The sequence below is a fragment of the Paraburkholderia sp. D15 genome (assembly GCF_029910215.1).
Lineage (GTDB): Bacteria > Pseudomonadota > Gammaproteobacteria > Burkholderiales > Burkholderiaceae > Paraburkholderia.
Genome location: NZ_CP110396.1, coordinates 2,982,530 through 3,008,081 on the forward strand (window position 1 = coordinate 2,982,530; position 25,552 = coordinate 3,008,081).

General features: G+C 65.5%; 22 protein-coding genes. 16 read left to right on the forward strand and 6 right to left on the reverse strand.

Going from position 1 to position 25,552, the window contains the following annotated elements:
* Nucleotides 1-402 precede the first annotated feature (402 nt).
* From LFL96_RS33080 to LFL96_RS33100, 5 genes are all read left to right on the forward strand, one after another.
* Complete coding sequence (locus tag LFL96_RS33080) at nt 403-744, forward strand: chemotaxis protein (protein ID WP_281002101.1); 342 nt, start codon at nt 403-405, stop codon at nt 742-744.
* Nucleotides 745-869: 125 nt separating this feature from the next.
* Entirely contained in the window at nt 870-1,433 is a 564-nt protein-coding gene (locus tag LFL96_RS33085) for a type 1 glutamine amidotransferase domain-containing protein (RefSeq protein ID WP_281002102.1), read from the forward strand.
* Nucleotides 1,434-1,561: 128 nt separating this feature from the next.
* The gene (locus LFL96_RS33090) at nt 1,562-2,125 is read left to right on the forward strand and encodes a DUF4142 domain-containing protein (RefSeq protein WP_281002103.1); all 564 of its coding nucleotides are present in this window, start codon (nt 1,562-1,564) and stop codon (nt 2,123-2,125) included.
* On the forward strand, nt 2,122-2,466 hold the full coding sequence (locus LFL96_RS33095) for a DUF1488 domain-containing protein (protein WP_281002104.1): 345 nt from the start codon (nt 2,122-2,124) through the stop codon (nt 2,464-2,466). Before LFL96_RS33090 ends, LFL96_RS33095 begins: the two co-directional genes overlap by 4 nt.
* 85 nt (nt 2,467-2,551) lie before the next feature.
* Entirely contained in the window at nt 2,552-3,130 is a 579-nt protein-coding gene (locus LFL96_RS33100) for a hypothetical protein (protein WP_281002105.1), read from the forward strand.
* Between the two features lie 93 nt (nt 3,131-3,223).
* On the opposite strand, the gene LFL96_RS33105 is transcribed toward LFL96_RS33100, so the two are convergent.
* Entirely contained in the window at nt 3,224-3,514 is a 291-nt protein-coding gene (locus tag LFL96_RS33105) for a hypothetical protein (RefSeq protein WP_281002106.1), read from the reverse strand.
* A 400-nt stretch (nt 3,515-3,914) separates the two neighbouring features.
* On the opposite strand from LFL96_RS33105, the gene LFL96_RS33110 reads away from it, so the two are divergent.
* Entirely contained in the window at nt 3,915-4,367 is a 453-nt protein-coding gene (locus LFL96_RS33110) for a PA2169 family four-helix-bundle protein (protein ID WP_281002107.1), read from the forward strand.
* Nucleotides 4,368-4,505: 138 nt separating this feature from the next.
* Here LFL96_RS33110 and ilvD read toward each other — a convergent pair whose 3' ends face one another.
* Nucleotides 4,506-6,365, reverse strand: a complete 1,860-nt coding sequence (ilvD, locus tag LFL96_RS33115; RefSeq protein WP_281002108.1) for a dihydroxy-acid dehydratase — start codon at nt 6,363-6,365, stop codon at nt 4,506-4,508.
* Between the two features lie 308 nt (nt 6,366-6,673).
* On the reverse strand, nt 6,674-7,015 hold the full coding sequence (locus tag LFL96_RS33120) for a BON domain-containing protein (RefSeq protein WP_281002109.1): 342 nt from the start codon (nt 7,013-7,015) through the stop codon (nt 6,674-6,676).
* A 519-nt stretch (nt 7,016-7,534) separates the two neighbouring features.
* On the opposite strand from LFL96_RS33120, the gene LFL96_RS33125 reads away from it, so the two are divergent.
* From LFL96_RS33125 to LFL96_RS33155, 7 genes are all read left to right on the forward strand, one after another.
* On the forward strand, nt 7,535-9,016 hold the full coding sequence (locus LFL96_RS33125; RefSeq protein ID WP_281002110.1) for an RNA polymerase factor sigma-54: 1,482 nt from the start codon (nt 7,535-7,537) through the stop codon (nt 9,014-9,016).
* 199 nt (nt 9,017-9,215) lie between these two features.
* Nucleotides 9,216-10,403 carry an aminotransferase class I/II-fold pyridoxal phosphate-dependent enzyme gene (locus LFL96_RS33130; RefSeq protein WP_281002111.1) on the forward strand — a complete coding sequence of 396 codons (1,188 nt, stop codon included), beginning with the start codon at nt 9,216-9,218 and terminating at the stop codon, nt 10,401-10,403.
* Between the two features lie 95 nt (nt 10,404-10,498).
* Nucleotides 10,499-12,331 (forward strand): peptidase S10, encoded by a 1,833-nt coding sequence (locus LFL96_RS33135; protein WP_281002112.1) that lies wholly within the window; start codon nt 10,499-10,501, stop codon nt 12,329-12,331.
* Between the two features lie 190 nt (nt 12,332-12,521).
* Nucleotides 12,522-13,271: a FadR/GntR family transcriptional regulator gene (locus LFL96_RS33140; RefSeq protein ID WP_281002113.1), complete on the forward strand. Its 750-nt coding sequence runs from the start codon at nt 12,522-12,524 to the stop codon at nt 13,269-13,271.
* Between the two features lie 315 nt (nt 13,272-13,586).
* On the forward strand, nt 13,587-14,342 hold the full coding sequence (locus tag LFL96_RS33145; RefSeq protein WP_281002114.1) for a (Fe-S)-binding protein: 756 nt from the start codon (nt 13,587-13,589) through the stop codon (nt 14,340-14,342).
* Nucleotides 14,339-15,730, forward strand: coding sequence for an LUD domain-containing protein (locus LFL96_RS33150; RefSeq protein ID WP_281002115.1), 1,392 nt, complete (start codon nt 14,339-14,341; stop codon nt 15,728-15,730). Before LFL96_RS33145 ends, LFL96_RS33150 begins: the two co-directional genes overlap by 4 nt.
* Nucleotides 15,717-16,301: an LUD domain-containing protein gene (locus tag LFL96_RS33155; RefSeq protein WP_281002116.1), complete on the forward strand. Its 585-nt coding sequence runs from the start codon at nt 15,717-15,719 to the stop codon at nt 16,299-16,301. Before LFL96_RS33150 ends, LFL96_RS33155 begins: the two co-directional genes overlap by 14 nt.
* Before the next feature lie 58 nt (nt 16,302-16,359).
* Here LFL96_RS33155 and LFL96_RS33160 read toward each other — a convergent pair whose 3' ends face one another.
* The 3 genes from LFL96_RS33160 to LFL96_RS33170 form a co-directional block, all read right to left on the reverse strand.
* Nucleotides 16,360-16,746 carry a hypothetical protein gene (locus LFL96_RS33160; RefSeq protein WP_281002117.1) on the reverse strand — a complete coding sequence of 129 codons (387 nt, stop codon included), beginning with the start codon at nt 16,744-16,746 and terminating at the stop codon, nt 16,360-16,362.
* Between the two features lie 79 nt (nt 16,747-16,825).
* A complete protein-coding gene (locus LFL96_RS33165) occupies nt 16,826-18,013 on the reverse strand; it encodes a GDSL-type esterase/lipase family protein (protein ID WP_281002118.1) in 1,188 nt (395 codons plus the stop codon).
* A gap of 83 nt (nt 18,014-18,096) precedes the next feature.
* Nucleotides 18,097-19,035 carry a helix-turn-helix domain-containing protein gene (locus LFL96_RS33170; RefSeq protein ID WP_281002119.1) on the reverse strand — a complete coding sequence of 313 codons (939 nt, stop codon included), beginning with the start codon at nt 19,033-19,035 and terminating at the stop codon, nt 18,097-18,099.
* 189 nt (nt 19,036-19,224) lie between these two features.
* Here LFL96_RS33170 and LFL96_RS33175 point away from each other — a divergent pair, with 189 nt between their 5' ends.
* The 3 genes from LFL96_RS33175 to LFL96_RS33185 all read left to right on the forward strand — a co-directional run bounded on the left by LFL96_RS33175 (nt 19,225) and on the right by LFL96_RS33185 (nt 25,042).
* Nucleotides 19,225-20,640 (forward strand): cytochrome P450, encoded by a 1,416-nt coding sequence (locus tag LFL96_RS33175; protein WP_281002120.1) that lies wholly within the window; start codon nt 19,225-19,227, stop codon nt 20,638-20,640.
* Between the two features lie 110 nt (nt 20,641-20,750).
* Entirely contained in the window at nt 20,751-22,769 is a 2,019-nt protein-coding gene (locus LFL96_RS33180; RefSeq protein ID WP_281002121.1) for a VRR-NUC domain-containing protein, read from the forward strand.
* A complete protein-coding gene (locus LFL96_RS33185) occupies nt 22,766-25,042 on the forward strand; it encodes an ATP-dependent DNA helicase (protein WP_281002122.1) in 2,277 nt (758 codons plus the stop codon). Before LFL96_RS33180 ends, LFL96_RS33185 begins: the two co-directional genes overlap by 4 nt.
* Nucleotides 25,043-25,552 lie beyond the last annotated feature (510 nt).

Genomic DNA, 25,552 nt, shown 5'->3' on the forward strand with positions numbered 1-25,552 from the left:
AGCCGGTAAGCGCATTCGCGCTGATGAATGCGTGACAAGCAAAGCCGGTGCCCAGGGTGTGCCGGGTTGGCGGCTTGGCGGGTGCGGTCCGGCGCGATGCACCCGGGCGTCTGGGCTAGATGTGAAGTGTGGACGTGCGGCGGCGTGTTTGCGCGTGAACGAGTTGGCAGGGAGGCAGGGAGGGCAAGGAGGGCAAGGAGGCAAGGAGGCAAGGAGGCAAGGAGGCAAGGAAGCGGTACGCACGTAATGAGCCACGCGGCCCCCAGGCATTTGAACGCCCGAACGCCAGGCGGAACGGTCCTTGCGAACTCGCTTGCAGACAGTGCAGGTGGACTGCCCGATCGTCTGGCGGGTCTTGCTTGCAGGTTTTGAATGACCCCGAACCCCATGAAGGAGAGCGCCATGAGCAGCACGCTAAACCCCGACGAAGAGCCGCAACAGGTGGTGAAACAGACGGCCGGCACGACAGGCGCGCTCGGTCCGAGCGATTCGTCGGACAGCGGCAGCGACGTCGCCGGCGCGAAGCGTCACGAGTTCGACGTCGATACCGAACTCGACAACCACGCGCTGGAAACCGGCGACAGCGAACTCGGCAGCGATACGGACCGGGCGGGCACTGGCGAGCGCGCCGCGGCCGACGGCGATTCCACGTTGACGCCGGATCGCGATATCGAGCCCGACCGGGTGGTCGATCCGCTCGCCAATGACGACGACGGTCTCGACGACGACCCGCACGGCCTGTAGCAAAAGCGGAGAGCCGGCGGTCCGCACCGCTTCATCTCACGGGCACACCTTTTGCTGACCCGTCATGTTAACGATGGGACCGCGCGGCCACGCGCCCCGGCCCCACACGAGCAAGGAGAGCAGGCATGAGCAGCACAAAGACAGACACGCTGAAGGGCTACAAGGTCGCGGTACTCGCCGTGGACGGTTTCGAGCAGGCTGAACTGGTCGAACCGAAGCGCGCGTTGCTCGACGCAGGCGCAACCGTCCACGTCATCTCTGCGAAGCCTGGCAAGATCCAGGGCTTCAAGCACGTCGACAAGGGCGATGCGGTCGATGTCGACACCACCTTCGACAAGGCCACCGCCAACGAGTACGACGCGGTCGTCCTGCCGGGCGGCGTGGTGAACGGCGATGCGATCCGTCTGCTGCCGCAGGCGCAAGCGTTCGTCAAAGCCGCCGACGGCGCGAAGAAGCCGATCGCGGTGATCTGCCACGGCGCCTGGTTGCCGGTATCGGCGGGCATCGTGCAGGGCCGCACGCTGACGAGCTGGCCGAGCCTGCAGGACGATATCCGCAACGCGGGCGGCACGTGGGTGGACAAGGAAGTCGTCGAGGACGGCAACCTGATCACCAGCCGCAAACCGGACGATCTGCCGGCGTTCAACAAATCGTTGATCGCGCAACTGGCGAAGCGCAAGGCGGCGTAGGCATAGGTGGCGCGGCGTGCGGTGCAACTTGCGCCGCACGCGCAATGCGTGCGGCAGGAAGGGCACGAAAAGCAGGAAAGGCACGAGGCAAACGGCTCGGTCAACCCGTCGAACCAGGGAGAAAATGCATGAAATTCCGGTATTCCCTACAAGTGATGACTGCCGCGCTGGGCTTCAGCGTGGCGTCGATCGGCGCGGTCCACGCGCAGGCGAGCGACGCGCCCGCCAGCGATGCCCCCAGCGCCGCCACGCAACTCTCGCCCGCCGACCAGCAATTCGTGCAGGACGCGTCGCAGGCGGACGCGACCGAAATCGCGGCCAGCAAACTCGCGCTGAAGAATTCGAACGACGCGAACGTGAAGAAATTCGCCCGGCAGATGATCGTCGATCACACGAAGCTGTCGCATGGCATGGCGGCGCTGGTCGCGAAGAAGGGTTTCACCGCGACGCCTTCGGCCGATGCCGCGCTGGTCGGCAAGCTGCAAACGCTGAAGGGCCGCCAGTTCGATCAGGCGTACGTCGAACAGATCGGTCTTGAAGCGCACCAGCGCGCGGTCGACCTGTTCCAGCAGGAAAGCCAGAGCGGTACCGATTCGCAACTGAAGGCGGCCGCCGCGCACGCGCTGCCGACCATCCAGCATCATCTTGCGATGGCGCAGCAACTCGCCGGCGCCATGAAGGGTTCGTCATGAACGCGATCTTGCCCCGGCCGGCCTACGAGGACTCTCTTATGCAGATCTCTTTTTCCGACGATAAACCCTCGTTCGACGGCGCGAATCTGACGGTGCGCTTCATGGCGCGGGTCGACGGCGAAGCGGTCGAATGCGCGATCACCGCCGAGGCCCTGGAGGATCATTTTGGCGCCGATTCGGCGCTCGAATCCGCGTTGATGTCCGCGTTCGATAAAGGCCGCAATCGCATCCGTTCGGTATGCGCGGAAGTGCTCGACCTGAACGCGGGCGAGGGCGTAGTGTTGCATAGCGGACTGTTCCGGGTGGAAGGCATGGAACCGGATCGCGGCGCGGCAGCTTGATCGCAGTTTGATCGCAGTTTGCTCTTTAAGCGCCCGCCATCGAGGTAAATCAACGACGCACATGCAAACGATGCAAGGAGGCCGTATGTCACTCATCGTCGCAGCACGTTTCACCACTTTTCCGGCCGCGGAAGACGCGGCGCAAAAGCTGTTCAACGCGGGGTTCGTCGAGGAAGACGTGACCCTGTTCTTCGTCAATCCGCGCGGGCAGCACGCGCGTTATCCGATTGGCGGCGACTCCGCCACCGATGCCAACTCGAAGGAGGCGCCGAAGGGCGCCGGCATGGGCGTGACGCTCGGCGCCGTCGCCGGCGCGGTGGTCGGCGTGGCGATTTTCGCGGCGTTTTCCGCGCCGATCATCGTGTCGCTGATCGCGGCGGGTGTCGGCGCCTACGTCGGCTCGCTGGTCGGCGCGATGGTGCGCACGCGCGGCGGCACGTCCGGCCATCACACGCCGTTTCATGCGGAAACGCGCGATTCCGGCGTGCTGGTCGCGGTGCACGTGTCGCCCGACAATCAGCTCGACGCCGCGCGCGTCTTGCGTGAGGCGGGCGGGGTGGCGATCGAACGGGCAACGGGCCGCTGGCAGCAGGGGCGCTGGGCCGATTTCGATCCGCTCAAGCAGCCGGTACCGTTGAACGAATACGCGGAGAAGCATGCTTGAGGTTGTGTTTCTCCAGTCGATTTTTTTCCCGCGCAAAAGCAAACGGCCCGACTTCAAGTCGGGCCGTTTGCTTGGGTCATGGGATTCCATTCACTACACCCAGATACGCGGCGTGACGCGCGGTTGCGGCGCGCGGTCCACCTGACGCTGGTCGCGTGCATGACGCGTAGCGCCGGCATCGCGTGTATTGCGTTCATCGCGTGTCGCTTCGCAGCTCGCCGGCATCAGACCTTCGTGCATCGCGCCGCATGACGTCGCCGCGTTTTCCTCGCTTGCGGCCTGCCCATCCGGTTGGCGCAGATGTTCGCGTATCTGCATCACGGTGGCCGACGAGATGATGGCGACGGCGACGAGAAATTCCGCGCTCCTGATCTTCGTCTTCATGGTGACACTCCCTGTCGTTATTGCCTGCCTGTTGTTATGAATTCCTGCACTGCGGCGGCGCTTCTTTTCGCTTCTTTTCATGCCTGTCGTTTGCCCGTCGAGCGGATTCGAGACCGCGCGGGCGCAGGAGATAAAGCAACCGTCGTGCCATTCTTGAAAGCCCGCTGGGACGGGGCTTTCAGCGCATCGAGCAGGAACGCGCCGGGCAACATTTACGCGCGTCGGCAAGATTGGCAGCGGCGCGCGCGGACGAACGTCGCGCGATGTTGCAGAGCATCAGCCGGGCACGCGTCATGCGAAGAGAACACTGAACCCCGCCGGTCGCGTGCATGCGCACCGTACCCCTACGGCGCGATGCAGACCGGCGGATTCCACGATCAATGAAACCTGGGAGGTTTACATGGCTACGAACGTTGTTTCCGTACTGAACGATCTGGTCGAAACGTCGAAGGATGGCGAAAAGGGTTTCCGCAAGGCAGCCGAGGACGCGCACGACGCGCAGCTGAAAACCTTGTTCCTGTCGCGCGCGGAAGATTGCACGCGCGGCGCGCGCGAGTTGCAGGATGCCGTGCAGGCGCTAGGCGGCAAGCCCGAAACGGGCGGCAGCGTGACGGGTGCGTTGCATCGCGGCTGGGTCGATGTGAAATCGGCCGTGACGGACCGCAGCGATCACGCGATTCTCGCCGAATGCGAAAAGGGCGAGGACGTCGCGAAGAAGCACTATCACGAAGCGCTGGAGAAGGATCTGCCGGTGGATGTACGTGCGATCGTGGAGCGGCAGTATCAAGGCGTGCTGCAGAATCACGACCGCGTGCGCGATCTGCGCGATCAGTATGCGGCGGCGAAGCGATAACCGTTCGCGCCGATCCGATACAGGCGCGTGACGTGAGATGGTAGAAGCAAAAAAGCCGCTCCAAACGGGGCGGCTTTTTCACGTCCGGGCCAAGCGGCCCGGACCAATGGACCAAGTTAGAACGTCAACCGTTCGTCATCAATCCTCGAGCAAGGACAGATCGCGCACCGCGCCCTTGTCCGCCGACATCACCAGCTTCGCGTACGCCTTCAAAGCCGCCGACACCTTGCGCGGACGCACGTTGACCGGCTTCCAGCCCTTCGCGTTCTGCTCTTCGCGGCGGCGCGCGAGTTCCTCGTCGGACACCAGCACGTCGATCGAACGGTTCGGAATGTCGATGCGGATGCGGTCGCCGTTGCGCACGAGGCCGATCGCGCCACCCGCTGCCGCTTCCGGCGAGCAGTGACCGATCGACAGACCCGACGTGCCGCCCGAGAACCGGCCGTCCGTCAGCAGCGCGCAGGCTTTGCCGAGACCCTTCGACTTGATGTAGCTGGTCGGGTAGAGCATTTCCTGCATGCCGGGGCCGCCCTTGGGGCCTTCGTAACGCACGATCACCACGTCGCCGGCCTTGACCTTGTCGTTCAGGATGTTCTCGACCGCTTCGTCCTGCGATTCCGTCACGTGCGCATTGCCTTCAAACACCAGAATGCTGTCGTCGACGCCCGCGGTCTTCACCACGCAGCCGTCCAGCGCGATGTTGCCGGTCAGCACGGCGAGGCCGCCTTCCTTCGAGAAGGCGTGCTCGTACGAGCGGATGCAGCCTTCCGCGCGGTCCAGATCGAGGCTCGGCCAGCGGGTGTTCTGGCTGAACGCGACCTGGGTCGGCACGCCGGCCGGACCGGCCATGTAGAACGTACGCACGGCTTCGTCACCGGTGCGCACGATGTCCCACTGGTCCAGCGCATGTTTCAGGCTGGCGGCGTGGACGGTCGGCACGTCGGTGTGCAGCTTGCCGGCGCGGTCCAGCTCGCCGAGGATCGCCATGATGCCGCCCGCGCGATGCACGTCTTCGATGTGGTACTTGTTGGTGTTCGGCGCGACCTTGCACAACTGCGGCACGCTGCGCGACAGACGGTCGATGTCCTTCATCGTGAAGTCGATCTCGGCTTCGCGCGCGATGGCCAGCAAGTGCAGGATCGTGTTGGTCGAGCCGCCCATCGCGATGTCGAGCGTCATGGCGTTTTCGAATGCCTTGAAGCCGACCGCGCGCGGCAGCACCGACGCGTCTTCCTGCTCGTAGTACTGGCGCGCCAGTTCGACGATGCGGCTGCCCGCGCGCTTGAAGAGCTGCTCGCGGTCCGCGTGCGTGGCCACCACCGTGCCGTTGCCCGGCAGCGACAGGCCGAGCGCTTCGGTCAGGCAGTTCATCGAGTTCGCGGTGAACATGCCCGAGCACGAACCGCAGGTCGGGCAGGCGGAGCGTTCCACCTCGGCGACGTCGGCGTCGGAATAGCTCGGGTCGGCGGCGACCACCATCGCATCGATCAGGTCGAGCTTCTTGAACTCGATGGTGCCGGTCTTCGGATTCGCGAGGCGCGTCTTGCCGGCTTCCATCGGACCGCCGGACACGAAGATCACCGGAATGTCGAGGCGCATCGCGGCCATCAGCATGCCCGGGGTGATCTTGTCGCAGTTGGAGATGCAGACCATGGCGTCCGCGCAGTGCGCGTTGACCATGTATTCGACCGAGTCGGCGATGATGTCGCGGCTCGGCAGCGAGTACAGCATGCCGTCATGGCCCATCGCGATGCCGTCGTCGACCGCGATGGTGTTGAATTCCTTCGCCACGCCGCCGGCGGCTTCGATCTCGCGCGCGACGAGCTGGCCCAGGTCCTTCAGGTGGACGTGGCCGGGCACGAACTGGGTGAACGAATTGACCACCGCGATGATCGGCTTCGAGAAGTCTTCGTCTTTCATGCCGGTGGCGCGCCACAGCGAGCGCGCGCCCGCCATGTTGCGGCCGGCGGTGGAGGTTTTGGAACGGTATGCGGGCATTGTGGTTGTCGATGAAAAAAACGCGGGAAGAAAATACGGACCTGGCGCGCGGCTTGAACACGCGGCCTGAACACGCGGAAAAACTCGGGCCACGGGAGTAGGGGCCCTCACGCGCCCGTGCGATCAACCTTTTGAGCCGCGCTCCGGGCAAACTTCGCGATTATCCCATACCCGTTGCGGGCAGGTGCGCGACGCCGGCCGGGACGAAAAAAAGCCGTCCGCCAGATGGCGGACGGCTTTCCTGTCCGTGCTGAAGCCCTGGCAGGAGGCGCCGGCCAGGGCCGGCTGCGCTCCGCCGTCGCCGGATCTTATTCGGCGGCGATCTTCAGGTGGTTCTTGACGCTGCTCACGCCCTTCACGGCTTCCACGACTTCGCCGGCGGCGGCCTTGTCGTCAGCCGACGGCACCGAGCCCGTGAGCCACACCACGCCCTTGCGGGTCTTCACGTGAATATGGGTCGACTTGACGTTCTTGGCGGCCAGCAGATCGGCCTTTGCCTTGGTGGTGATCGTGCCGTCGTCGACGTGCTGGCCGATGGTTTCCGATGCGGCCGACGGCGCGCTGGCCTGCGCCATGGCGTTCGTTGCGTTCAGTGCGAATGCGACACAAGCGATGCTGCCTGCTGCCTTGAGGATCTGGATCGTCTTCATGGTTTCTCCTTCGGGTGTTGATGAAAATTGCGGTCTTGTTGCCTGCGAACGATCGCGGCCGAAGCCGCCGATGACTCGCGTGGGGTCGTTGCCGCTACGGTTCCGTCACGGCCCGTTATCGACACCGGACGAGGGTTCTTGCATGGCTTCTGCCGCGTTGCCGCTACTGTGCTGCCGCATTCCCATGCAAGGACCGACGTCCGTCCACATAGTGCCCGGCCGCAAGGGGTGTGCCCGGCCACTGCCCCGGCGCGCCGCGATCGGCGGGGAAGCTTGCTGGCGCGGCGCTTTCGGCTGAGGAATGAAGCGAGGCGCCGCGCTGTCGCCTTGCGCCGCACCGCGTCACGACGTAGACCGGAATTTGCCGGGCGCTTGTAAAAAGGGCGCGCGGCGCCTGCGCAATTCGTGGGCCTGAAAGGATGAAACGTATAAAAAACAGCGTGTTGCGAAAGCTGGTACGACAGTTGCTCTAGTGATGTCACGAATCATTTCTCAGCTTATCAACGGGACCTCACTACGATGCCTTCGATCGAACTACGCACACGGCAGTCTCTCGCACTTACGCCGCGTCTCCAGCAATCGGTGCGTCTGTTGCAGTTGTCGTCTCTCGAATTCCAGCAGGAGTTGCGCACCGCGCTCGATACCAATCCGTTCCTCGAGTACGACTCGTCGGAAACGGAAGACGTCGCGCTCGCCACGGCATCGCCCGGTGAGGAAGGCGGCGCGCTGCCGGCCACCGACACCGTCGCCTCCGCCGAACCCGATTCGCTTCCCGCCGATGCCGCCGGCAGCGATTCGATGGAAAGCTCCGGTGGCGACGACATGCCCGGCGATTTCTCCGGCGATTACGGCAGCCGTGGTTCCAGCCGCCAGAACGGCGACTCGGACGGCAGCGATCCCGCCGAATGGGCCCGCTCGCAACCGACGCTGCGCGAACAACTGCACGACGCGCTGCGTCTGTATCGTCTCGACGACCGCGACCGCGCGGTGGCCCGCTTCATCATCGAAGCGCTCGACGACGACGGCTATCTGCGCCAGGACCTCGCCGATCTCGCCGACAGCGTCGATCTCGAGCCCGAGTTGACCGAAGAAGAATTGCTGGTCGCGCTGCGTCTCGTGCAATCGCTCGATCGCCCGGGCCTTGGCGCGCGTTCGTTGTCCGAATGCCTGTCGCTGCAGGTGAATGCATTGCCCGCCGACACGCCGGGACGCGATGTCGCGAAGCAGATCGTCGATCATCATCTGGAACGGCTCGCGCGGCGCGAGCAGGCCGAATTGCAGAAGCAGATCGGCTGCAGCGCCGACGAATTGCGCGTGGCCTGCGCGCTGGTCCGCAAGCTCGATCCGAAACCGGGCAACTGCTATGGCCGCACCGAGGACAACTACGTCGTGCCCGACGTGATCGTGCGCCAGGTGCGCAACAAGTGGGCCGTCTCGATCAACCCGGCGGTGCAGCCGCGCGCGCGGATTCACCGCATGTACGCCGAGCTGTTCGCGCAGTCGGCCGGCGCGAGCCGTTCGCCGCTCGCGCAGCAGTTGCAGGAAGCGCGCTGGCTGATCCGTAACGCGCAGCAGCGCTTCGATACGATTCAGCGCGTCGCCGAATGCATCGTCGCGCATCAGAAGGCGTTCTTCCAGTACGGCGAAATCGCCCTCAAGCCGATGGTGCTGCGCGATGTCGCCGACGAACTCGGCCTGCACGAATCGACCATCTCGCGCGCCACGGGCAACAAATATATGGCCACGCCGCGCGGCATCTTCGAATTCAAGCATTTCTTCCCGCGCGAACTCGGCACGGAAAGCGGCGGCACGTGTTCCGCCGCGGCGGTGCGCGCGCTGCTCAAGGAAATGATCGCCGCTGAAAATACCCGCGATCCGCTGTCCGACGTCACGCTCGCGAAAATGCTGGCGGATCAGGGCGTGCTGGTCGCGCGCCGCACGGTGGCCAAGTATCGTCACCTGATGAAGGTGCCGCCGGCGGAGTTGCGTCGTCAGGTGTGACCTGTAGTGACCTGTAGTGACCTGTAGTGACCTGTAGGGCCGCGATATGACCGCGTAGCGCGCGCGGGTCACTCGCGGTCGGGCATGCCGCCAAAGAAGCGCCACCCGGACTGTCCGTCCGCGTGGCGCTTCTTCGTATCTGGACGTTTCGAGCCGGCCCCTTTACATTGGCGGGTCCAGTGAAAACGGGGTGAGCTCAATGAAGTACTCGAATCTGGTCGAGCGTCTGCAGGGCCGGCGCACGTCGGCATGGGAGATTCATCGCGCCGCGCAGCAGGCGTTCGCGAGCGGCGAGGACGTCATCGTGCTGAGCGTCGGCGACCCCGATTTCGCGACGCCCGCGCCGATCGTCGAGCGCGCGGTCGAGGCCCTGCGTGCGGGCGACACCCACTACAGCGCGGTGTCCGGCCGCGACCCGGTGCGCGTGGCGATCGCCGAGGACCACATGCGCACGACCGGCTGCGTGACCGGCGCGGCCAACGTGATCCTGACGGCGGGCGCGCAGAACGGCGTGTTCGCCGCGTCGCTGTGTCTGCTGCAAGCCGGCGACGAAGTGATCGTCCCCGAGCCGATGTACCTCACTTACGAAGCCTGCGTGCGCGCGGCCGGCGCGACCCTGGTGGCCGTGCCGGTGGATGCGGCGCGGGATTTTCACGTCGATTGCGACGCGCTCGACGCGGCGATCACGCCACGCACGCGCGCCATTTTCTTCGCCACGCCCTGCAATCCGACCGGCGTGGTGATGCCGCGTGCGGACCTTGAGCGCATTGCGCGCCTCGCCTGCGAGCACGATCTCTGGGTGCTGTCCGACGAGGTGTACGCCGAGCTGACATTCGAGCGCGAGCATGTGAGCATCGCCTCGCTGCCCGGCATGGCGGAGCGCACGGTCACGCTCGGCAGCCTGTCCAAGTCGCATGCGATGGCGGGCTGGCGGGTCGGCTGGGCGATCGGGCCGACGGAGCTGATCGAACATTGGGGGCGGCTCGCGCTGGCCATGCTGTACGGCTTGCCGGGCTTCATCCAGCAGGCCGCGTTGACGGCGTTGCAGAACAAGAAGCAGATCGCCGCCGAGATGCGCGAGATCTACCGGCGCCGCCGCGACGTGGTGTTCGAGCGCTTACATCGCGTGCCGGGTTTGCGCTGTTTGCTGCCGGAGGCGGGGATGTTCATGATGGTCGACGTCAGCGGCACCGGCCTCGATACCGTCGATTTCACGTGGCAGCTGTTTCGCGCGAAGGGCGTGTCCTTGCTCGACGCGAGCGCGTTCGGGGAAACGGCGAACGGGTTCGTGCGGCTCGGCTTCGTGGTCGACGAAGCGCGTCTGATCGATGCGTGCGAGCGGATCGTGGCGTTTGTCGGCGGGTTGCGGGAAGGGAAGGCGGGTTAGGGGACGGGCGGCGTGTGGCGGCCTGGATCGATCGGATCACGATGGGGAACAGCATGGGCCTTCGGTTTAACGCGCGATCGACAACACCGGCACGCATGAGAGTCGTGCTCGGCGTCGCGGCCTGGATCGCGTTCGGCTATGTGAGCGCGGCTAACGCGGAACAGGATTCGGCGGAACGCGCGGCAAGCGTGGCGACGGCGGGTTCGGCGGCGTCGGATTCGGCCGCGCCTGCCGCGTCTTATGCGCCGGGGGCGCGGACGCCATCGGCGAAGCAGCGTCTCGAGGCGAGCGGACTGTCCAGCGGCGATGCGAACGCGGTTCCTCAGGCTAACGACACGCACGGCACGTCGGCGCGTAATCCGGCGCAACCGCGCACTGCGCCCGCCGCATCACGTAGCGAACCACGCAGCGAACCACGCAGCGACACACCCGGCACCGCCTCCCGCGACGCGTCACGCGACAATCCGCACGACGCGTCCGCATCCAAACCCGACGCCACCCCCACCCCCATTCCGCCGGAATCCACCGCAGTCACGCAGCACAGCATCCGCCTCGACGGCCGCAAGCTCGACTACACCGCGACCGCCGGCAACCTGCTGCTGCGCGACCGCAACAACCAGCCGAACGCGAGCGTGTTCTATATCGCGTACACGGTGGCGAGCAAACCGCCCGGCACGCGCCCGGTGACGTTCCTGTTCAACGGCGGCCCCGGCGCGGGCAGCGTGTTCCTGATGATGGGCTCGTTCGGCCCGAAACGCGCGCACACCGCCAGCCCCGCGATCACGCCGCCTGCGCCCTACGTGCTCGACGACAACCCCGACAGCCTGCTCGCCAGCACTGATCTGGTGTTCATCGACGCGGTCGGCGCCGGCTTCTCGCGCACCGTCGGCCGCGGCACCGGCAAGGACTTCTGGGGCGTCGACAAGGACCTCGACGCGTTCTCGCAATTCATCGATCGCTATCTGACGGTGAATCAGCGCTGGAATTCGCCAAAGTATCTGCTCGGCGAATCGTATGGCACCGCGCGCGCCGCAATGCTCGCGTACCGGTTGAGTCAGGACAACATCGCACTGAACGGCGTGATCCTGATGTCGTCGGTGCTCGACTCCGCCGATTTTTCCCCGGGCTCGGATTTTCAGAGCGAAAGCTATCTGCCGAGCTTCGCGGCGATCGCGTGGTACCACGACAAGATCTCGCCGAAGCCGGCCAGCCTGCCGGCCTTCCTGGACGAAGCCCGCGCGTTCGCGCGCGGACCGTACGCGCAGGCCCTGGCGCAAGGCGACGCTTTACCCGACGCCGAACGCGACGCGATCGCGGCGCGCGTCGCGCAATTCACCGGCCTCGACGTGGGTTATGTGAAGCGCAGCCGTCTGCGTCTTTATCCGGGGCGTTTTCGCGACGAATTGTTGCGCAACGAAGGGCGCAGCGTCGGCCGCTACGATGCGCGCTTCGAAGGCCTCGAATTCGACGGCGTATCGGAGCGGCCCGATTACGACGCATCGGTGACCAGCGTGTCGGCCGCGTTCGCGGCGGCGCTGCATCAGCATCTCGCGCAGGACCTGCACTACACGCCGACCGACCGCTATCGCGTGTTCAACGACGAGGCGCTGACGCAGTGGGACTGGAAGCATCGCGAGTGGTGGGGCGAACATCTGGCGGTGCCGTACGCGGCGGGCGATCTCGCCGAGGCGATGCGGCAGAATCCGCATTTGCGCGTGATGTCGCTGAACGGCTACTTCGATCTGGCCACGCCGTTCTTCGCGACCGAGTACGCGCTCGCGCATCTCGGCGTGGATGCGCCGCTGCAGGCCAATGTACGGATCGCCTACTATCCGACCGGCCATATGATCTATCTCGACGATGGCGCCTTACATGCGCTCAAGCGCGATCTGACGAGCTTCTACGCGGGCGCCGCGCAGCAGAACTAGCCGGGTTCGCGCGGACCGCCGGCCGGTATAATTCCCGGCCTGCGAGGTGGCCTCGAGGTGACCTCGAGGTGGCCTGGCGAGGTGACCTGCAAGGCGACCTCGCAGGCGGCCCGGCATATCCGGCCACCCCGCCCGCAGCCCTGATTTCCGACAACCCGCTTCATCAACCGCGTTTCGCCCACCGCCGCCCATGCCATTTCGCCCGATCCCGTCCTTCACGCGCAAACGGCTTTCCGACGTGGTGTCCGATCAGATCAAGCAGTTGATCTCGGACGGCGCGCTGATGCCGGGCGACCGCCTGCCGGCCGAACGCGATCTGGCGACCCAGCTTGGCGTATCGCGGCCCTCGCTGCGTGAAGCGCTGATCCGGCTCGAAGCGGACGGCTACATCGAAACCTCGGGGCGGGGCGGCTTCACGGTGGTCGACGTAACTGCGCCGATCATCTCCAAACCGCTCGCCGAACTGCTTACGCAGAATCCGCGCACCAGCGCCGATATTCTGGAACTGCGTCAGGGCCTCGAAGCGATGTCGACGGTCTACGCGACGCAGCGCGCCACACCCGCCGATCTGCAAAAGATCACCGAGGCGTTCGAAGCGCTGAAGGCCGGCTCGCTGTCGCAGGATCGCGCGAATCTCGCCGAACTGGACGCGGCGTTTCATCTGGCGATCGCCGACTCCACCCACAATGTCGCGCTCGCGCATGTGCTGCACGGCATTCATACGCTGATTCGCGAGGGGATGCGCCAGTACCATCGGCTGATCGATTATGACGACGCGATGGAAAAGCAGTTGATGACCCAGCATCAGGCGATCTACGACGCAGTGCTCGCGCGCGACGCGCAAAAGGCGCGCAAGGCGGCCGAGCGTCATCTGACCTACGTGCGCGAGATTTACGAAGACGACGCGGCGAATCCGTCGGCGACGAACATCGTGTCCTGACCGCGTGCCGGTGTGCCGGCGCGAGTTCGTGGCGCCCGGCCGATCGCCTTTCGTTTCAGGTCCCTCACCTCCGGGCGCCACCGCGCCCGGCTCCCCATCCGCCGATTGACACCGTCCGCCGACTTCCTTATATTTCGTTGGTCAGACCAACATGACCAAACTTACCAGATAGCCGGACATACCCCAACTGCCCGCGGTTCCGGTTCAGCAGTAGAGTAGGTCGATCCCCGTTCGCCCGGCACGGACGCGCCCCGCCATGCCGCCGCGCTTGCCCGTGTTTTTTCACGCCGCGCGCGGTTTCCTTTTATTGAGCTTATGAAAGTCGCCCTGTTCATCCCCTGCTTTATCGACGCGTTCTATCCCGAGGTCGGGATCGCCACGCTCGAACTGCTCGAACGCTTCGGCATCGAGGTCGACTATCCGCGGGAGCAGACCTGCTGCGGGCAGCCCATGGCGAACAGCGGCGCGCAGGCCGAGGCGGCCGGCGCCGAACGCGTGTTCGCGCGCAATTTCGCGGGCTACGACTACATCGTCGGGCCGTCCGCGAGCTGTATTCATCACGTGCGCGAGCATCTGAGCGCGATCGATCAGACCGACGAGGTGAAGAAGGTCCGCGCGAGCGCGTATGAACTCGTCGAGTTTCTGCACGACGTGGTCGGCGCGCGCGAATTTCCGTGGGCCGAGTTTCCGCATCGCGTCGGCCTGCACAACAGTTGCAGCGCGCTGCGGCATCTTAAGGAAGCGTCGATCTCGGAAGTGGCGGGTACGCCGTTCTCGAAGCCGCGTGCGCTGCTGGCGGGCGTGAAGGGTATCGAGTTCGTGAAGCCGGTACGGCCCGACGAGTGCTGCGGTTTCGGCGGCACCTTCTCGGTGACGGAAGAGCCGGTGTCGGTGCGCATGGGTCAGGACAAGGTTCGCGATCATCTGCAGGCGGGCGCGCAATACATCGTGTCCGGCGACATGTCGTGTCTGATGCATCAGCAAGGCTGCGCCGAACGCATGAAGGCGAGTCTGCCTTCGACCCCGCGTTTCATTCACATCGCGCAGGTTCTCAACGGAGCGCGCGCATGAGCCGCATCGACCACGCGAAAGCCGCCGGCGCTTTCATCAAGAAGACCGAGCACGTTGCGTTTCACGACAAACGTCTATGGGATCTGCGCGAGAAGCGCGACGCGCAGGCGCATCACATCGCCGAGTGGGAGACGCTGCGCGAGCTGGCGTCGGGCATCAAGGAACACACGCTGTCCCATCTGGCGGACTACCTCGCGCAGTTCGCGGCGGCGGCGGAAGCGAACGGCGTGACCGTGCATTGGGCGGCGAGCGCGGAGGAACATAATGCGCTCGTCCACGAGATCATGTCGACGCGCGGCATGACCACGCTCGTCAAAAGCAAATCCATGCTCACCGACGAGTGCAAGATGCGCGAGTATCTCGAACCGCGCGGCATCACGGTGATGGAAACGGATCTCGGCGAGCGCATCCAGCAGCTCGATCATCAGGACCCGAGTCATATGGTGGTGCCAGCCGTGCACAAGCTGCGCGCGGACGTGGCCGAACTGTTCGGCCGCACCATCGGCACGGATCCGCAAAATAGCGACATCCACTATCTGGCGGAAAGCCAGCGGATGAACACGCGTCCGTATTTCGTGCGCGAGAAAACCGCCGGCATGACCGGCTGCAATTTCGCGGTGGCGGAAACGGGCACGGTGGTGGTGTGCACGAACGAGGGCAACGCGGATCTGTCCGCCAATGTGCCGCCGCTGCATATCGCGTCGATCGGGATCGAGAAGCTGATTCCGAAGGTGTCGGACCTCGGCGTGTTCATCCGCATGCTGTCGCGCAGCGCGCTGGGTTCGCCGATCACACAGTACACGTCGCACTTTCGCGCGCCGCGTCCGGGCACGGAGATGCATTTCATCCTAGTCGATCATGGCCGCTCGGAACGGCTCGCGATGGAGGACTTCTGGTATTCGCTCAAATGCATCCGCTGCGGCGCGTGCATGAATACCTGTCCGGTGTACCGGCGCAGCGGCGGGCTGTCGTACGGCGGCACGTACTCGGGACCGATCGGCGCGATCATCAATCCGACCTTCGACCTGAAGCGCTATAGCGCGCTGCCGTTCGCCTCGACGCTGAACGGCAGTTGCACGAACGTCTGTCCGGTGAAGATCAACATTCACGAGCAGATCTACAAATGGCGCACGGTGATCGCCGCGAATCATGAAGTGCCGTTCGTGAAGCAGGAAGTGCTGAAGATGGCGGGGCGCTTGCTCGCGAGTCCGACCTTGTATCGGGCGACGGTGTCGTCGATGGGTAGCGCGCTGCGAGGCTTACCCAATTTCGTGTTGTACAACCCGCTGAACATCTGGGGCAAGCAGCGCGAGTTGCCCGAGGCGCCGAAGCTGACCTTCCACGCGTGGTACAAAAAGAATCGAGGAGATCGAGATGGCAACGCGTGACGCGTTTCTCGCGAAGGTGCGCGCGGCGCAACCGGCGGCGCGGCCCCGGCCCGATGTGCCGCTGTTCGACACGCCGGGCGGCGATCTGCGCGTGCGCTTCACGGCCGCATTGCAGGCGATGGGCGGAACCTGCGTCGATGCAACGAGCGCCGCCGACGTGAGTGCGTTGATTCGCGAACGCTTCGGCGATACGGCGTCGGTCGCTTCCGCCACGCCGGAAGTGGCGGGTACGCGTGCGCTCGCCGCCGGCACGGAGCCTGCGTCGCTGCAGGACGTCGACGTCGGTGTGGTGCGTGCGCGCTTCGGGGTCGCCGAGACCGGGTCGGTGTGGTTCAGCGAGCGGGAGTATGTGGTCAACGCGTTGGGGTACATCGTCCAGCATCTGGTCGTGTTGCTCGACCCGGCGCAGTTGCTCGACGGTTTGCAGGACGTTTACCGGCGCGACGATTTTCGTGACGCGCGCTATGCCGCGCTCGTCACGGGACCCTCGGCGACGGCGGATATCGAAGGGGTGTTGATTCGCGGCGCGCAGGGCGTGCGGTCGTTGACGGTGGTGTGGCTGGCGGTTTAAGGCTTTCGTCTTTACCTTATGCCTCTGGCAAAGGTGCTCGCCGCGCCGTGTCGTCCGCTCACGTATCCGGCAGCAGCGTCGCTTTCCTGCTCCGCTTGCGCGGCTTCGGTTCGACGCCGATGCGCGGATCGCGCGCGAGAACCAGCGCGGTCAACTCGGCCGCGGTCGTCTCGAACTCTGCGTCGTCCTGCGGGACGTACAGCCATTTTCCCAGCACCGGATGCGGTCGCAACGCGGGCAGCGTGTCGATCAAAGCCGCATGCCGGTCGTGCGACGTGCACACGAGCAGGCCGCTCCACGGTTTCCCGCGATCGGCGGCGATCAGACACAGCAGGCCGTCGAGATAGGCGGCATCGCTGCCGAACATCCGTTTGCGCAGGTAGGTCGGGTCGCGTTCGAACGCGTCGAAGATCCAGAGAAGCGAGTTGCTGACCGTGGAGGGCATGGCGGCGAAATCCTTGTCGAAGTAAGCGGAGCCCGTGAGCGTTGCCAAAAGCGTGGCGGTCGCGGCCGGCGGCTCGCAGTCAGCCGCGCGTGCCGCGCAGCCAGCCCTCATTGCCGAAAGCGATCTTGCCGAAGCGTTCGCCGATCCGCCGATGCGACGCCCCGTCCGGATGCAGCCGGTCCGGCAGCGGCAGCTCGGCAAAATCCGCCTCGCCGTACAAAGTCAAACCGTTCACATAGTGCAGGTTAGCGTCATCGCGCGCACGCTGCTCGACGATACGCTGCAACTCGTCGCGGATGTAGCTGAGCGTCAGCTTGCCCGCCTTGCGTTCGGCCGCGTCGCCCGTTGCGCGAAACGCGACCTGGCCGTTGGCGAGCGCGTCGGGATCGAACGCGCCGGGGCCGGGCGTGTCCTCGTGAATCGGACAATAGAGCGGCGAGATCACGACGAGGGGTGTGTGTGGATGACCGTCGCGGATCGTGTCGAGAAAACCATGCACGGCCGGCGTGAAAGCGCGAGCGCGCATCAGATCGGTATTGCACAGGTTGATGCCGAGCTTCACGCTGATCAGATCCGCCGGCGTGTCGCGCAGCGCGCGTGCGGTGAATGGATCGAGCAGTGCGCTGCCGCCGAAGCCGAGATTGATCAACTCGACGCCGCCGCTCGCGGCGGCCAGCGCCGGCCAGATTCCGGTGGGGCTCGCCGCGTTGGACCCCTGGCTGATCGAACTGCCGTGATGCAGCCATACCTTGCGTTGCACCGCGCGGCCGGGTTCGATGCGCGCGTTGACGCGCAGCGCGACGAGTTCGGTGGACTCGTTGTGCGGCAGCCAGAGTTCAACGGTCTTGTCGTGCGCGGGCAGGCCGTCGAAGCGCAACGTGCCCGGTTCGTTCGACTGTTTCGATACCGCGCCCGTGCTCATGTCGATCGTCACGACGTCGCCGCCGGACGCGCTCGCCTGCGCGGCGAGTTGACCATCGACGACAAGGTCGTACACGCCGGCCGGACGTGGCGGCACGCCGGCATACACGTAGCGCGTGGGCCGCACGTCGAGTTCGAGCGCGGTGGCGGCGGTGCGGAACACGAGCCGCACGCCGGACGGTTGCGACTCGACCATCGTCAGTTGAGGGTCGTTGCATTGCGCGCGCGCTCGCGCGGGCAGCCGGTGGATGCGCACGCCGCGCGCGGTGGATTCGAGTTCGAGCGCACCGTGGACGATGGCGTCGGTGAGCGCAATGGTGTGCCAGTGGTGTGGATCGGTGGTCATGCGAAGGGGAGAGTTTGTTTTTCGAGGGGGCGGTTTGCGTGCCTATTGATCCGTGCAGCCGCGCGACGAATGCTGCGTTCGCGTCAGACCCACAAGCGGTAAACCCAGAACGATTCGTCGTCGAGAAAACGCTGTGCGAATTCGCCCGGTGCAAAGCCGGTGATGCGCTTGGCGGTGCGGCTCAGATGCGCCTGATCGGCAAAGCCTTCGTCGAACGCAAGCGCGGCCCAATCGACGGATTCGCCGGCGTCGTAACGCTCGCGCGCGCTGAAGAACACGCCCTCGGTTTTCACCAGCGCTTGCCACTCGCGCAGCGATCGTCCGCTGTATGCCTTGACCCGGCGTTCGACCTGACGCGCGCTGTGTGTATTGCGCCATTCGTACGCCTGCAGGCCCAATCGTTCGACCCAGTGGCGGCCAATCTGCCGCAGCGACGGCGAGCCCGATGCGCGTCCCTGCAATGCCTGCCAGCGCGGGCCGAGATGCTGCTGCAAGGCGGCGAGCGCGGCGGCGTCGTCGCGGGTGTCGAGCATGGCGCGCAACGCGTCGTGCCAACTGTCGTCGAGCACGCGGCTCGCCGGCACGAAGCGGTCCTGCACGACGGCCGGGTCGATACCGAACAGGCTGCGCGCGATGTCCGCCGTGAAGCAGATCATGTAGCCGCGTCCGACCGTCGGCGACCACGTCACGATCGGCCGCGACTGGCTGCCCGCCAGCATCACCGTATCGCCGAACGGATCCCAGCGCGGGCCTTCGTTCGCGCGTTCGACGAGACCGCCGTCGCCCCCTTGATACCACGACAGAGTCAGCAGCGGCGACGCGGGAAAATGCGTCAGACGTTGTGCGTCGTTTAGCGCGAGCCCGTGCGTGTCGCGGCTGAGGATCGCGACCACCGCGCCTTGCAGGACGGGCGGCGCCGGATGGATTCGCGCGTGCGCGCTTTCCGTCGCGGGAGCGAAGCGCGCGGCGCGCGTCAGCGGATCGGGACAGGACGCCTCGCGCGTCAGCAGGTCGGGTGTCATGGCGGCAGAGTTTAAGTAAAAGCGGCGCGGGTGTCAGCAATCGCGTGCGGCCGGGGTGTGCAAGGTGTCGTGCTTCGATGGAGGGACAGCGGCGCGTGCCGAGGTATCCGCCGCGTGACGATGCACTCAAAGACCCCGATGTCGTTTGCGTTCAAGACACCCGCGCAGGCTCGGCCAACAATGCGTTCCATGACTACCTCACCTCCCTCCCAATGCCCCTTCCACGCGGATCAGCCGCGTCCTCCCGTCCGTCACGCGCCTGGCGTCTGGCCGCCGGGTCCGGCGGTCGGTCTCGGCTGGGGCGCGCTGCGGCGCATGTCGCGCGATCTGCTCGCGCTGGTGGCCGAATGGCAACGCGATTTCGGCGATGTCGTGTATCTGCGTATCTGGCCGGAACATCAGATCGTCGTGACCGACCCGGACCTCGCGCGCGAACTGCTGGTCAATCATCACGACGACCTGATCCGCTGGGAGCGCGGCATGCAGGTGTTCGGCGAGGTGCATGGGCAGAGCGTGCTGGTCGTCGAGGGCGCGGCGTGGAAGGCCAAACGCCACGCGCTGCAACCCGGCTTCTCGCGCCATTCCGTGCACGCGTTCGTCCCGACGATGGTCGCGGCCGCCGGCGACGCCTTCGCGCGCTGGCCGCGCCACGACGACGCATGGCGGATCGAAAGCGCGATCACGTCGCTGGCGATGGATGTGATCGTGCGGATGATGTTTTCGAGCGAGATCGGCGACGATGCGCGGATGGCGGAAGAGGCGACGCACACGCTGATCGTCGCGATGTACAAAGGCCTGTACTGGCCGGTCGGCTCGCCGCGCTGGGTGCCGTGGAAGCGCGCGGCGCGCAAAGCGCAGGCGGTGCTGGACGGCCTGATCGACCGTCATCTGCAGGCGCGGTTGCGCATGGCGCGCGACGCGTGGCCGGACGATCTGCTGTCGCGCCTCTTGACGCTGCATCTGCACGATCCGGCGACGTGGCCGCTGCAGGCGGTCCACGCCGAATGCATGACGTCGTTCCTCGCGGGACATGAGACGAGCGCGGCGACCTTGACGTGGTGGGCGTGGTGCATGGCCGCCAATCCGGCCGCGCAAACCCACGCACGCGACGAAGTGCGGCGCGTGCTGCAAGGCGCCGCGCCCGACGGCGACACGGTAGCCGCGTTGCCGTATCTGACGCAGACCTTGCAGGAAACGCTGCGGCTGTATCCGACCGCGCCCGTGCTCAGCAGCCGGCGTTCGACGAATCCGCTCAATGTCGGCCCGTGGCAGTTGCCCGCCCGCACGATGTTCATGGTGCCGGTGCAGTTGATGCATCACGATCCGCGCTGGTTCGCCGATCCGCTGACGTTCCGGCCCGAACGCTTCGGCCCCGATGCGCCGGACTATCCGCGCGGCGCGTACATGCCGTTCGGCGCGGGACCGCGCGTGTGTCTCGGCCAGCATCTGGCGATGACCGAGATGAGCGTGATCGCGGCGATGCTGTTGCAGCGCTTCGAGCTGAGCGTGCCCGACGGGATGAGCGCGCCGCGGCCGGTGCTGAATGTATCGCTGAGGCCCGAGGTGCCGTTGCGGCTGCGCGTTAGAGAGGTCGAGCGGGATTGAGCGCGGTGAGTGAGCGCGGCGAGGTTATTGGGGACGATCGTCGCATTGCTGGAGCCGCCGGGGACTTTGCTATCATTACTGTATAAACATACAGGTTTCGTGAAAGCACCTTGGCAACCGAATCCCGCCCGGATTTTCCGTCCGGCGCCCCTTACTACCTGCTGAATTTCGAGCGCGCGCTCGCCTGGCTCGCCGAGCGTTACGACGATCTGCTCGACGCGGACGAGCACGCGTTTCTGCGTGCTTTCGCGGGGTTGCCGCCCGCATCGCGCGCGCTGCTGGTGCGCATGCTGATGCGCAAGGGCACGCTGTTCCGCGCGAGCCAGTTGCGGTACGACGAGATCGGCTGTCCGTTGCAGGCCGCCGCGCCGCTGGCTGCGCTGGGCTGGGTGGATACCGAGCCCGGACTTTCGCTCGACGATCTTTTCGCGCTGACCACGCGCGCCGGTTTGCTGGAGATTTTCGCGGACGAGACGAAGCGGGCGCCGGGTTTCAAGGCGCTGCGCAAGCCGGACATGCTGGCGGCGTTGCGAGTGTTTTATGAAGCTGGCGATGTTGGCGATGAGCGTGATGAAAACGTAAGTGCTGAAGGTGCGGAAGGTGCGGAAGGTGCGGAAGGTGCGGAAGGTGCGGAATGGGCGGTTGATAGGGGCGAGCGCGACGCGGAGGTTAGCGCTTTCGAGCGCGTCGCCGTTGCCGTCTCCGTCTCCGTCTCCGCCGCCCGCTCCAGCAAACGCCCGCTGTCCGCGTGGCACGCGGCGACCACCGACAGCGTCCTGCGCGTCGTCATCGCGCCGCTGTGCGACCGTCTGCGGTTGATGTTCTTCGGCAACCTGTATCAGGAGTGGTCGGAGTTCGTACTGGCCGACCTCGGCGTGTTCCAGTACGAGAAGGTCGCATTCGCGCCTTCGTCCCGAGCATTCCAGCAGCGCGCGGACGTCGACGTGTATCTCGCGCTGCATGCCTGCCGCGAAGCGCTCGATTCTCTGCCTCAGCTTTCCTCGCTTCCCGGCGACGACACGGAACTCGCCGCCATCGACGCGCTGGTCGCCGCCGTCCGCCGCATCGATACGTCGAACCCGTGGCTTGAAACGCGTCGCGCGAAACTGCTGTTTCGAATCGGCCAGCATTGCGAGCGTCGTCTGCAGTGGCCGGCCGCGCTCGCCGTCTATGCGATATGTGCGTGGCCGGGCGCGCGGCATCGGCGGGTGCGGGTGCTTGAACGCAGCGAGCGTTTCGGCGAAGCGTTCGATCTCGCCACGCAAGCCGCCGCCGCGCCGGAAAGCGAGGAAGAAGCGCAGCGTCTCGCGCGGTTGCTGCCGCGTCTGCGGCGCAAGCTCGGTGAGCCGACGGTGCGTGCGGCGGCAGCGCGACCAGTCGAGCGCGGCATGGTGGTGCTCGCGCGACCGGATGCCGCGCTGCCGGTCGAATACGTCGCGCGTGATCATTTGAGTTGCGAGGCCGCGCCGGTGCATTACGTCGAGAATGCGCTGATCAATTCGCTGTTCGGTCTGCTGTGCTGGGAGCCGGTTTTCGCGGCGCTGCCCGGTGCGTTTTTTCATCCGTTCCAGCGCGAACCCGCCGATCTGCACGCGCCTGATTTCCATGCGCGTCGTGCGCCGCTGTTCGCTGCGTGTTTCGCGCAACTCGACAGCGGCGCGTATCGCGACACGATTCTGCGGCATTTGAACGAGAAGGCGGGTCTGCAGTCGCCGTTCGTGTTCTGGGGACTGCTGACGCCGGAACTCGTCACGCTCGCGCTCGACTGTCTGCCGGCCGCGCATCTGAAACTGTGGTTCGAGCGCCTGTTGCGCGACATCCGCGGCAATCGTTCCGGCTTACCGGATCTGATCCAGTTCTGGCCTGCCGAGCGCCGCTACGAATTGATCGAGGTGAAAGGGCCCGGCGACCGTTTGCAGGACAACCAGATCCGCTGGCTCGCGTACTGCGTCGAACATGGCATCCCGGTGCGCGTGCTCGACGTGCGCTGGGCGGAAGAGGGGCCGCTTTCTGGTGTTTCTGCCGAAGCTGCTGAAGCCGCCGAAGCTGCCGAAGCTGCCGAAGCTGCTGAAGCCGCCGAAGCCGCTGAAGCTTGCGATGCCACCATCGTCGCCAGGACAGCGTCATGACCTACACCGTCGCCGTGCGGGCGATGTGCGAGTTCACCGCGCGGCGCGGCGATCTCGATCTGCGCTTCACGCCCGCGCCGACTTCGCTCGAAGGCATGGCGGGCCACGTGACCGTCGCGGGCCGGCGCACGAGCGCGTACGAAACCGAGATCACGCTGAGCGCCACGCATCGCGGGCTGACGGTACGCGGCCGCGCCGACGGCTACGATCCGGCGAGGAACCGGCTGGAGGAGATCAAGACGCATCGCGGCGAACTTGCGCGCATGCCCGCCAATCACCAGACGCTGCACTGGGCGCAGGCGATGGTGTATGGCCACCTGCTATGTCGCGCTCGCGGGCTGGCGGGGTTGACGGTGGCGCTGGTTTATTTCGATGTCGGCACGCTGAAGGAAACGCTGCTGGAGGAATTTCACAGCGCGCGCGGCCTGGAGGTGTTTTTCGTCGAGCAATGCGAGCGCTTTCTCGATTGGGCGGTGCAGGAAGAAGCGCACCGCGCCGCGCGCAACGCCGCGCTCGGTGCGCTGCAGTTTCCGCATGGACAGTTTCGCAGCGGTCAGCGTGAACTCGCGGTGTCGGTGTATCGCGCGGCGCGTGACGGCAGGCCGCTGATGGCGCAGGCGCCGACCGGCATCGGCAAGACGCTCGCGACGATTTTTCCGCTGCTGAAGGCGTGCGGAGCGGATCAGATCGAGCGGGTGTTTTTTCTGACCGCGAAAACGCCGGGCCGCGCGCTTGCGCTCGATGCGATCGCCACGCTGCATCGCAGTGCTGCCGCGGCCGGTGCGCCGTTGCCGTTGCGCACCCTCGAACTGGTCGCGCGCGACAAGGCCTGCGAACATCCCGACAAGGCGTGCAACGGCGAGTCCTGTCCGCTTGCGCGAGGCTTCTACGACCGGCTCGACGCGGCACGCGCGGCGGCGCTGGCCGGGCCGCGGCTCGATCGCGCGGCGGTGCGCGAGGCCGCGCTCGCGCACGAAGTCTGTCCGTACTATCTCGCGCAGGAATTGACGCGCTGGGCCGACGTGGTGGTGGGCGACTACAACTACTACTACGACAGCAGCGCGATGCTGTACGCGCTCACGCAGATCAACCAGTGGCGTGTCGGCGTGCTGGTGGACGAGGCGCATAACCTGCTCGAACGGGCGCGGCGTATGTACACGGCGTCGCTCGATCAGGCGGCGTTGCGGGTCGCGCGAAAGACCGCGCCGGCCAGCTTGCGCAAACCGCTGGAGCGTTTGCAGCGCGAATGGAATGCGCTCAAGCGCGCGCAGACCGACACGTACCAGGTTTATCCGGATGTGCCGGGCAAACTGCTGTCGGCCGCGCAGAACCTGGTCGGCGCGGTGACCGATCAACTCGCGGACGCGCCGCTTTCCATCGACGAAGCGTCGCTGCGGTTCTTCTTCGACGCGATGCATTTCGTCGCGCTGGCCGAGCAGTTCGGCGAGCATTCGATCTTCGATGTCACGCTGGCTGCCGACCGTCACGCGCCGCGCGATAAGACCTCGGCCACGCTATGCGTGCGCAACGTGATTCCAGCGCCGTTCCTCGCGCCGCGTTATGAGGCCGCGCGCACTACGGTGCTGTTTTCCGGCACCTTCAATCCGCAACACTTTTACCGCGATACGCTGGGGCTACCCGAGGCGACGCAATGGCTCGACGTCGAGGGGCCGTTTCGCGCGGAGCAACTCGAGGTGCGCGTGGCAGGCAATGTGTCGACACGCTGGCGCGACCGCGAGCGTTCGCTGCTGCCGATCGTCGATCTGATTGCACGTCAGTATGCGAAGCAACCGGGTAACTATCTCGGCTTTCTGAGTAGCTTCGAGTATCTGCAGCGGGTGGTCGAGTTGTTGCGCGAGCGGCATCCCGAGCTGCCGGTGTGGACGCAGGAGCCCGGGATGGACGAAGCCGCGCGCGATGCGTTTCTTGCGCGGTTTCGCACGCACGATCAGGGCGTGGGTTTCGCGGTGCTTGGCGGGGCGTTTTCGGAAGGCGTGGATCTGGTCGGGCAGCAGTTGATCGGCGCGTTTATCGCGACGCTTGGGTTGCCGCAGTTCAATGAGGTCAACGAGCAGATGCGCGGCAGGATGGAGGCGAAGTTCGGTAGCGGGTACGACTACATGTATCTGTATCCTGGGTTGCAGAAGGTCGTGCAGGCGGCGGGGCGGGTGATTCGTACCGAGCAGGATCGGGGCGTCGTGCATCTGATCGATGATCGGTATCGAAGGGCGGAGGTGAGGAGGTTGTTGCCGAAGTGGTGGAGGGTGGAGTGAGGGGGACTATAAGATCGCTTCTGGTTGATCAGAGTCCCCATTCTTTGGTGAGCAGTCGGGCACTTTCGACGTTCGATGTCGTGGTCTGAATCGTTGACAGCTGCAAGGCAAAACTGACTGGCAGCGCCGTCGGCTTCACCAGATTCGATGACAATCCGGGACAATGGCTTGTCTCGGTAGATTTGGAGAGTCCTCTGCCGCCCGTCACAATTCAGTCGAGGCAACCGTTCGTATGGCCTGCAATCTCGGCTTCAAGACGTATCTCGTTGAGGATGGATGCTTCACGTTCGCCCGGACCGACTGGAACGGGACGCCGCGAAGCGCCGATGATATTCACACGATGTCGCTAGCCAACCAGGACTCCGAATACTGCACCGTCACGACTGCGGATCGGGTGTTGGATGCGTCAGGTTGAGGTGTGGGCTTCGTGCTTTTGCCGCTCTGTGGCGAGGGCGCTGTGCGGCCAGAACGGACGTTCGACTTCAATGCATGAATCGTCGACAATCCTAC

What these genes read in the sequence shown, in the direction of transcription:
- LFL96_RS33080 (WP_281002101.1), top strand. Translation starts at nt 403, where the DNA reads ATGAGCAGCACGCTAAACCCCGACGAAGAGCCGCAACAGGTGGTGAAA.
- LFL96_RS33085 (WP_281002102.1), top strand. Translation starts at nt 870, where the DNA reads ATGAGCAGCACAAAGACAGACACGCTGAAGGGCTACAAGGTCGCGGTA.
- LFL96_RS33090 (WP_281002103.1), top strand. Translation starts at nt 1,562, where the DNA reads ATGAAATTCCGGTATTCCCTACAAGTGATGACTGCCGCGCTGGGCTTC.
- LFL96_RS33095 (WP_281002104.1), top strand. Translation starts at nt 2,122, where the DNA reads ATGAACGCGATCTTGCCCCGGCCGGCCTACGAGGACTCTCTTATGCAG.
- LFL96_RS33100 (WP_281002105.1), top strand. Translation starts at nt 2,552, where the DNA reads ATGTCACTCATCGTCGCAGCACGTTTCACCACTTTTCCGGCCGCGGAA.
- LFL96_RS33105 (WP_281002106.1), bottom strand. Translation starts at nt 3,514, where the DNA reads ATGAAGACGAAGATCAGGAGCGCGGAATTTCTCGTCGCCGTCGCCATC.
- LFL96_RS33110 (WP_281002107.1), top strand. Translation starts at nt 3,915, where the DNA reads ATGGCTACGAACGTTGTTTCCGTACTGAACGATCTGGTCGAAACGTCG.
- ilvD (WP_281002108.1), bottom strand. Translation starts at nt 6,365, where the DNA reads ATGCCCGCATACCGTTCCAAAACCTCCACCGCCGGCCGCAACATGGCG.
- LFL96_RS33120 (WP_281002109.1), bottom strand. Translation starts at nt 7,015, where the DNA reads ATGAAGACGATCCAGATCCTCAAGGCAGCAGGCAGCATCGCTTGTGTC.
- LFL96_RS33125 (WP_281002110.1), top strand. Translation starts at nt 7,535, where the DNA reads ATGCCTTCGATCGAACTACGCACACGGCAGTCTCTCGCACTTACGCCG.
- LFL96_RS33130 (WP_281002111.1), top strand. Translation starts at nt 9,216, where the DNA reads ATGAAGTACTCGAATCTGGTCGAGCGTCTGCAGGGCCGGCGCACGTCG.
- LFL96_RS33135 (WP_281002112.1), top strand. Translation starts at nt 10,499, where the DNA reads ATGAGAGTCGTGCTCGGCGTCGCGGCCTGGATCGCGTTCGGCTATGTG.
- LFL96_RS33140 (WP_281002113.1), top strand. Translation starts at nt 12,522, where the DNA reads ATGCCATTTCGCCCGATCCCGTCCTTCACGCGCAAACGGCTTTCCGAC.
- LFL96_RS33145 (WP_281002114.1), top strand. Translation starts at nt 13,587, where the DNA reads ATGAAAGTCGCCCTGTTCATCCCCTGCTTTATCGACGCGTTCTATCCC.
- LFL96_RS33150 (WP_281002115.1), top strand. Translation starts at nt 14,339, where the DNA reads ATGAGCCGCATCGACCACGCGAAAGCCGCCGGCGCTTTCATCAAGAAG.
- LFL96_RS33155 (WP_281002116.1), top strand. Translation starts at nt 15,717, where the DNA reads ATGGCAACGCGTGACGCGTTTCTCGCGAAGGTGCGCGCGGCGCAACCG.
- LFL96_RS33160 (WP_281002117.1), bottom strand. Translation starts at nt 16,746, where the DNA reads ATGCCCTCCACGGTCAGCAACTCGCTTCTCTGGATCTTCGACGCGTTC.
- LFL96_RS33165 (WP_281002118.1), bottom strand. Translation starts at nt 18,013, where the DNA reads ATGACCACCGATCCACACCACTGGCACACCATTGCGCTCACCGACGCC.
- LFL96_RS33170 (WP_281002119.1), bottom strand. Translation starts at nt 19,035, where the DNA reads ATGACACCCGACCTGCTGACGCGCGAGGCGTCCTGTCCCGATCCGCTG.
- LFL96_RS33175 (WP_281002120.1), top strand. Translation starts at nt 19,225, where the DNA reads ATGACTACCTCACCTCCCTCCCAATGCCCCTTCCACGCGGATCAGCCG.
- LFL96_RS33185 (WP_281002122.1), top strand. Translation starts at nt 22,766, where the DNA reads ATGACCTACACCGTCGCCGTGCGGGCGATGTGCGAGTTCACCGCGCGG.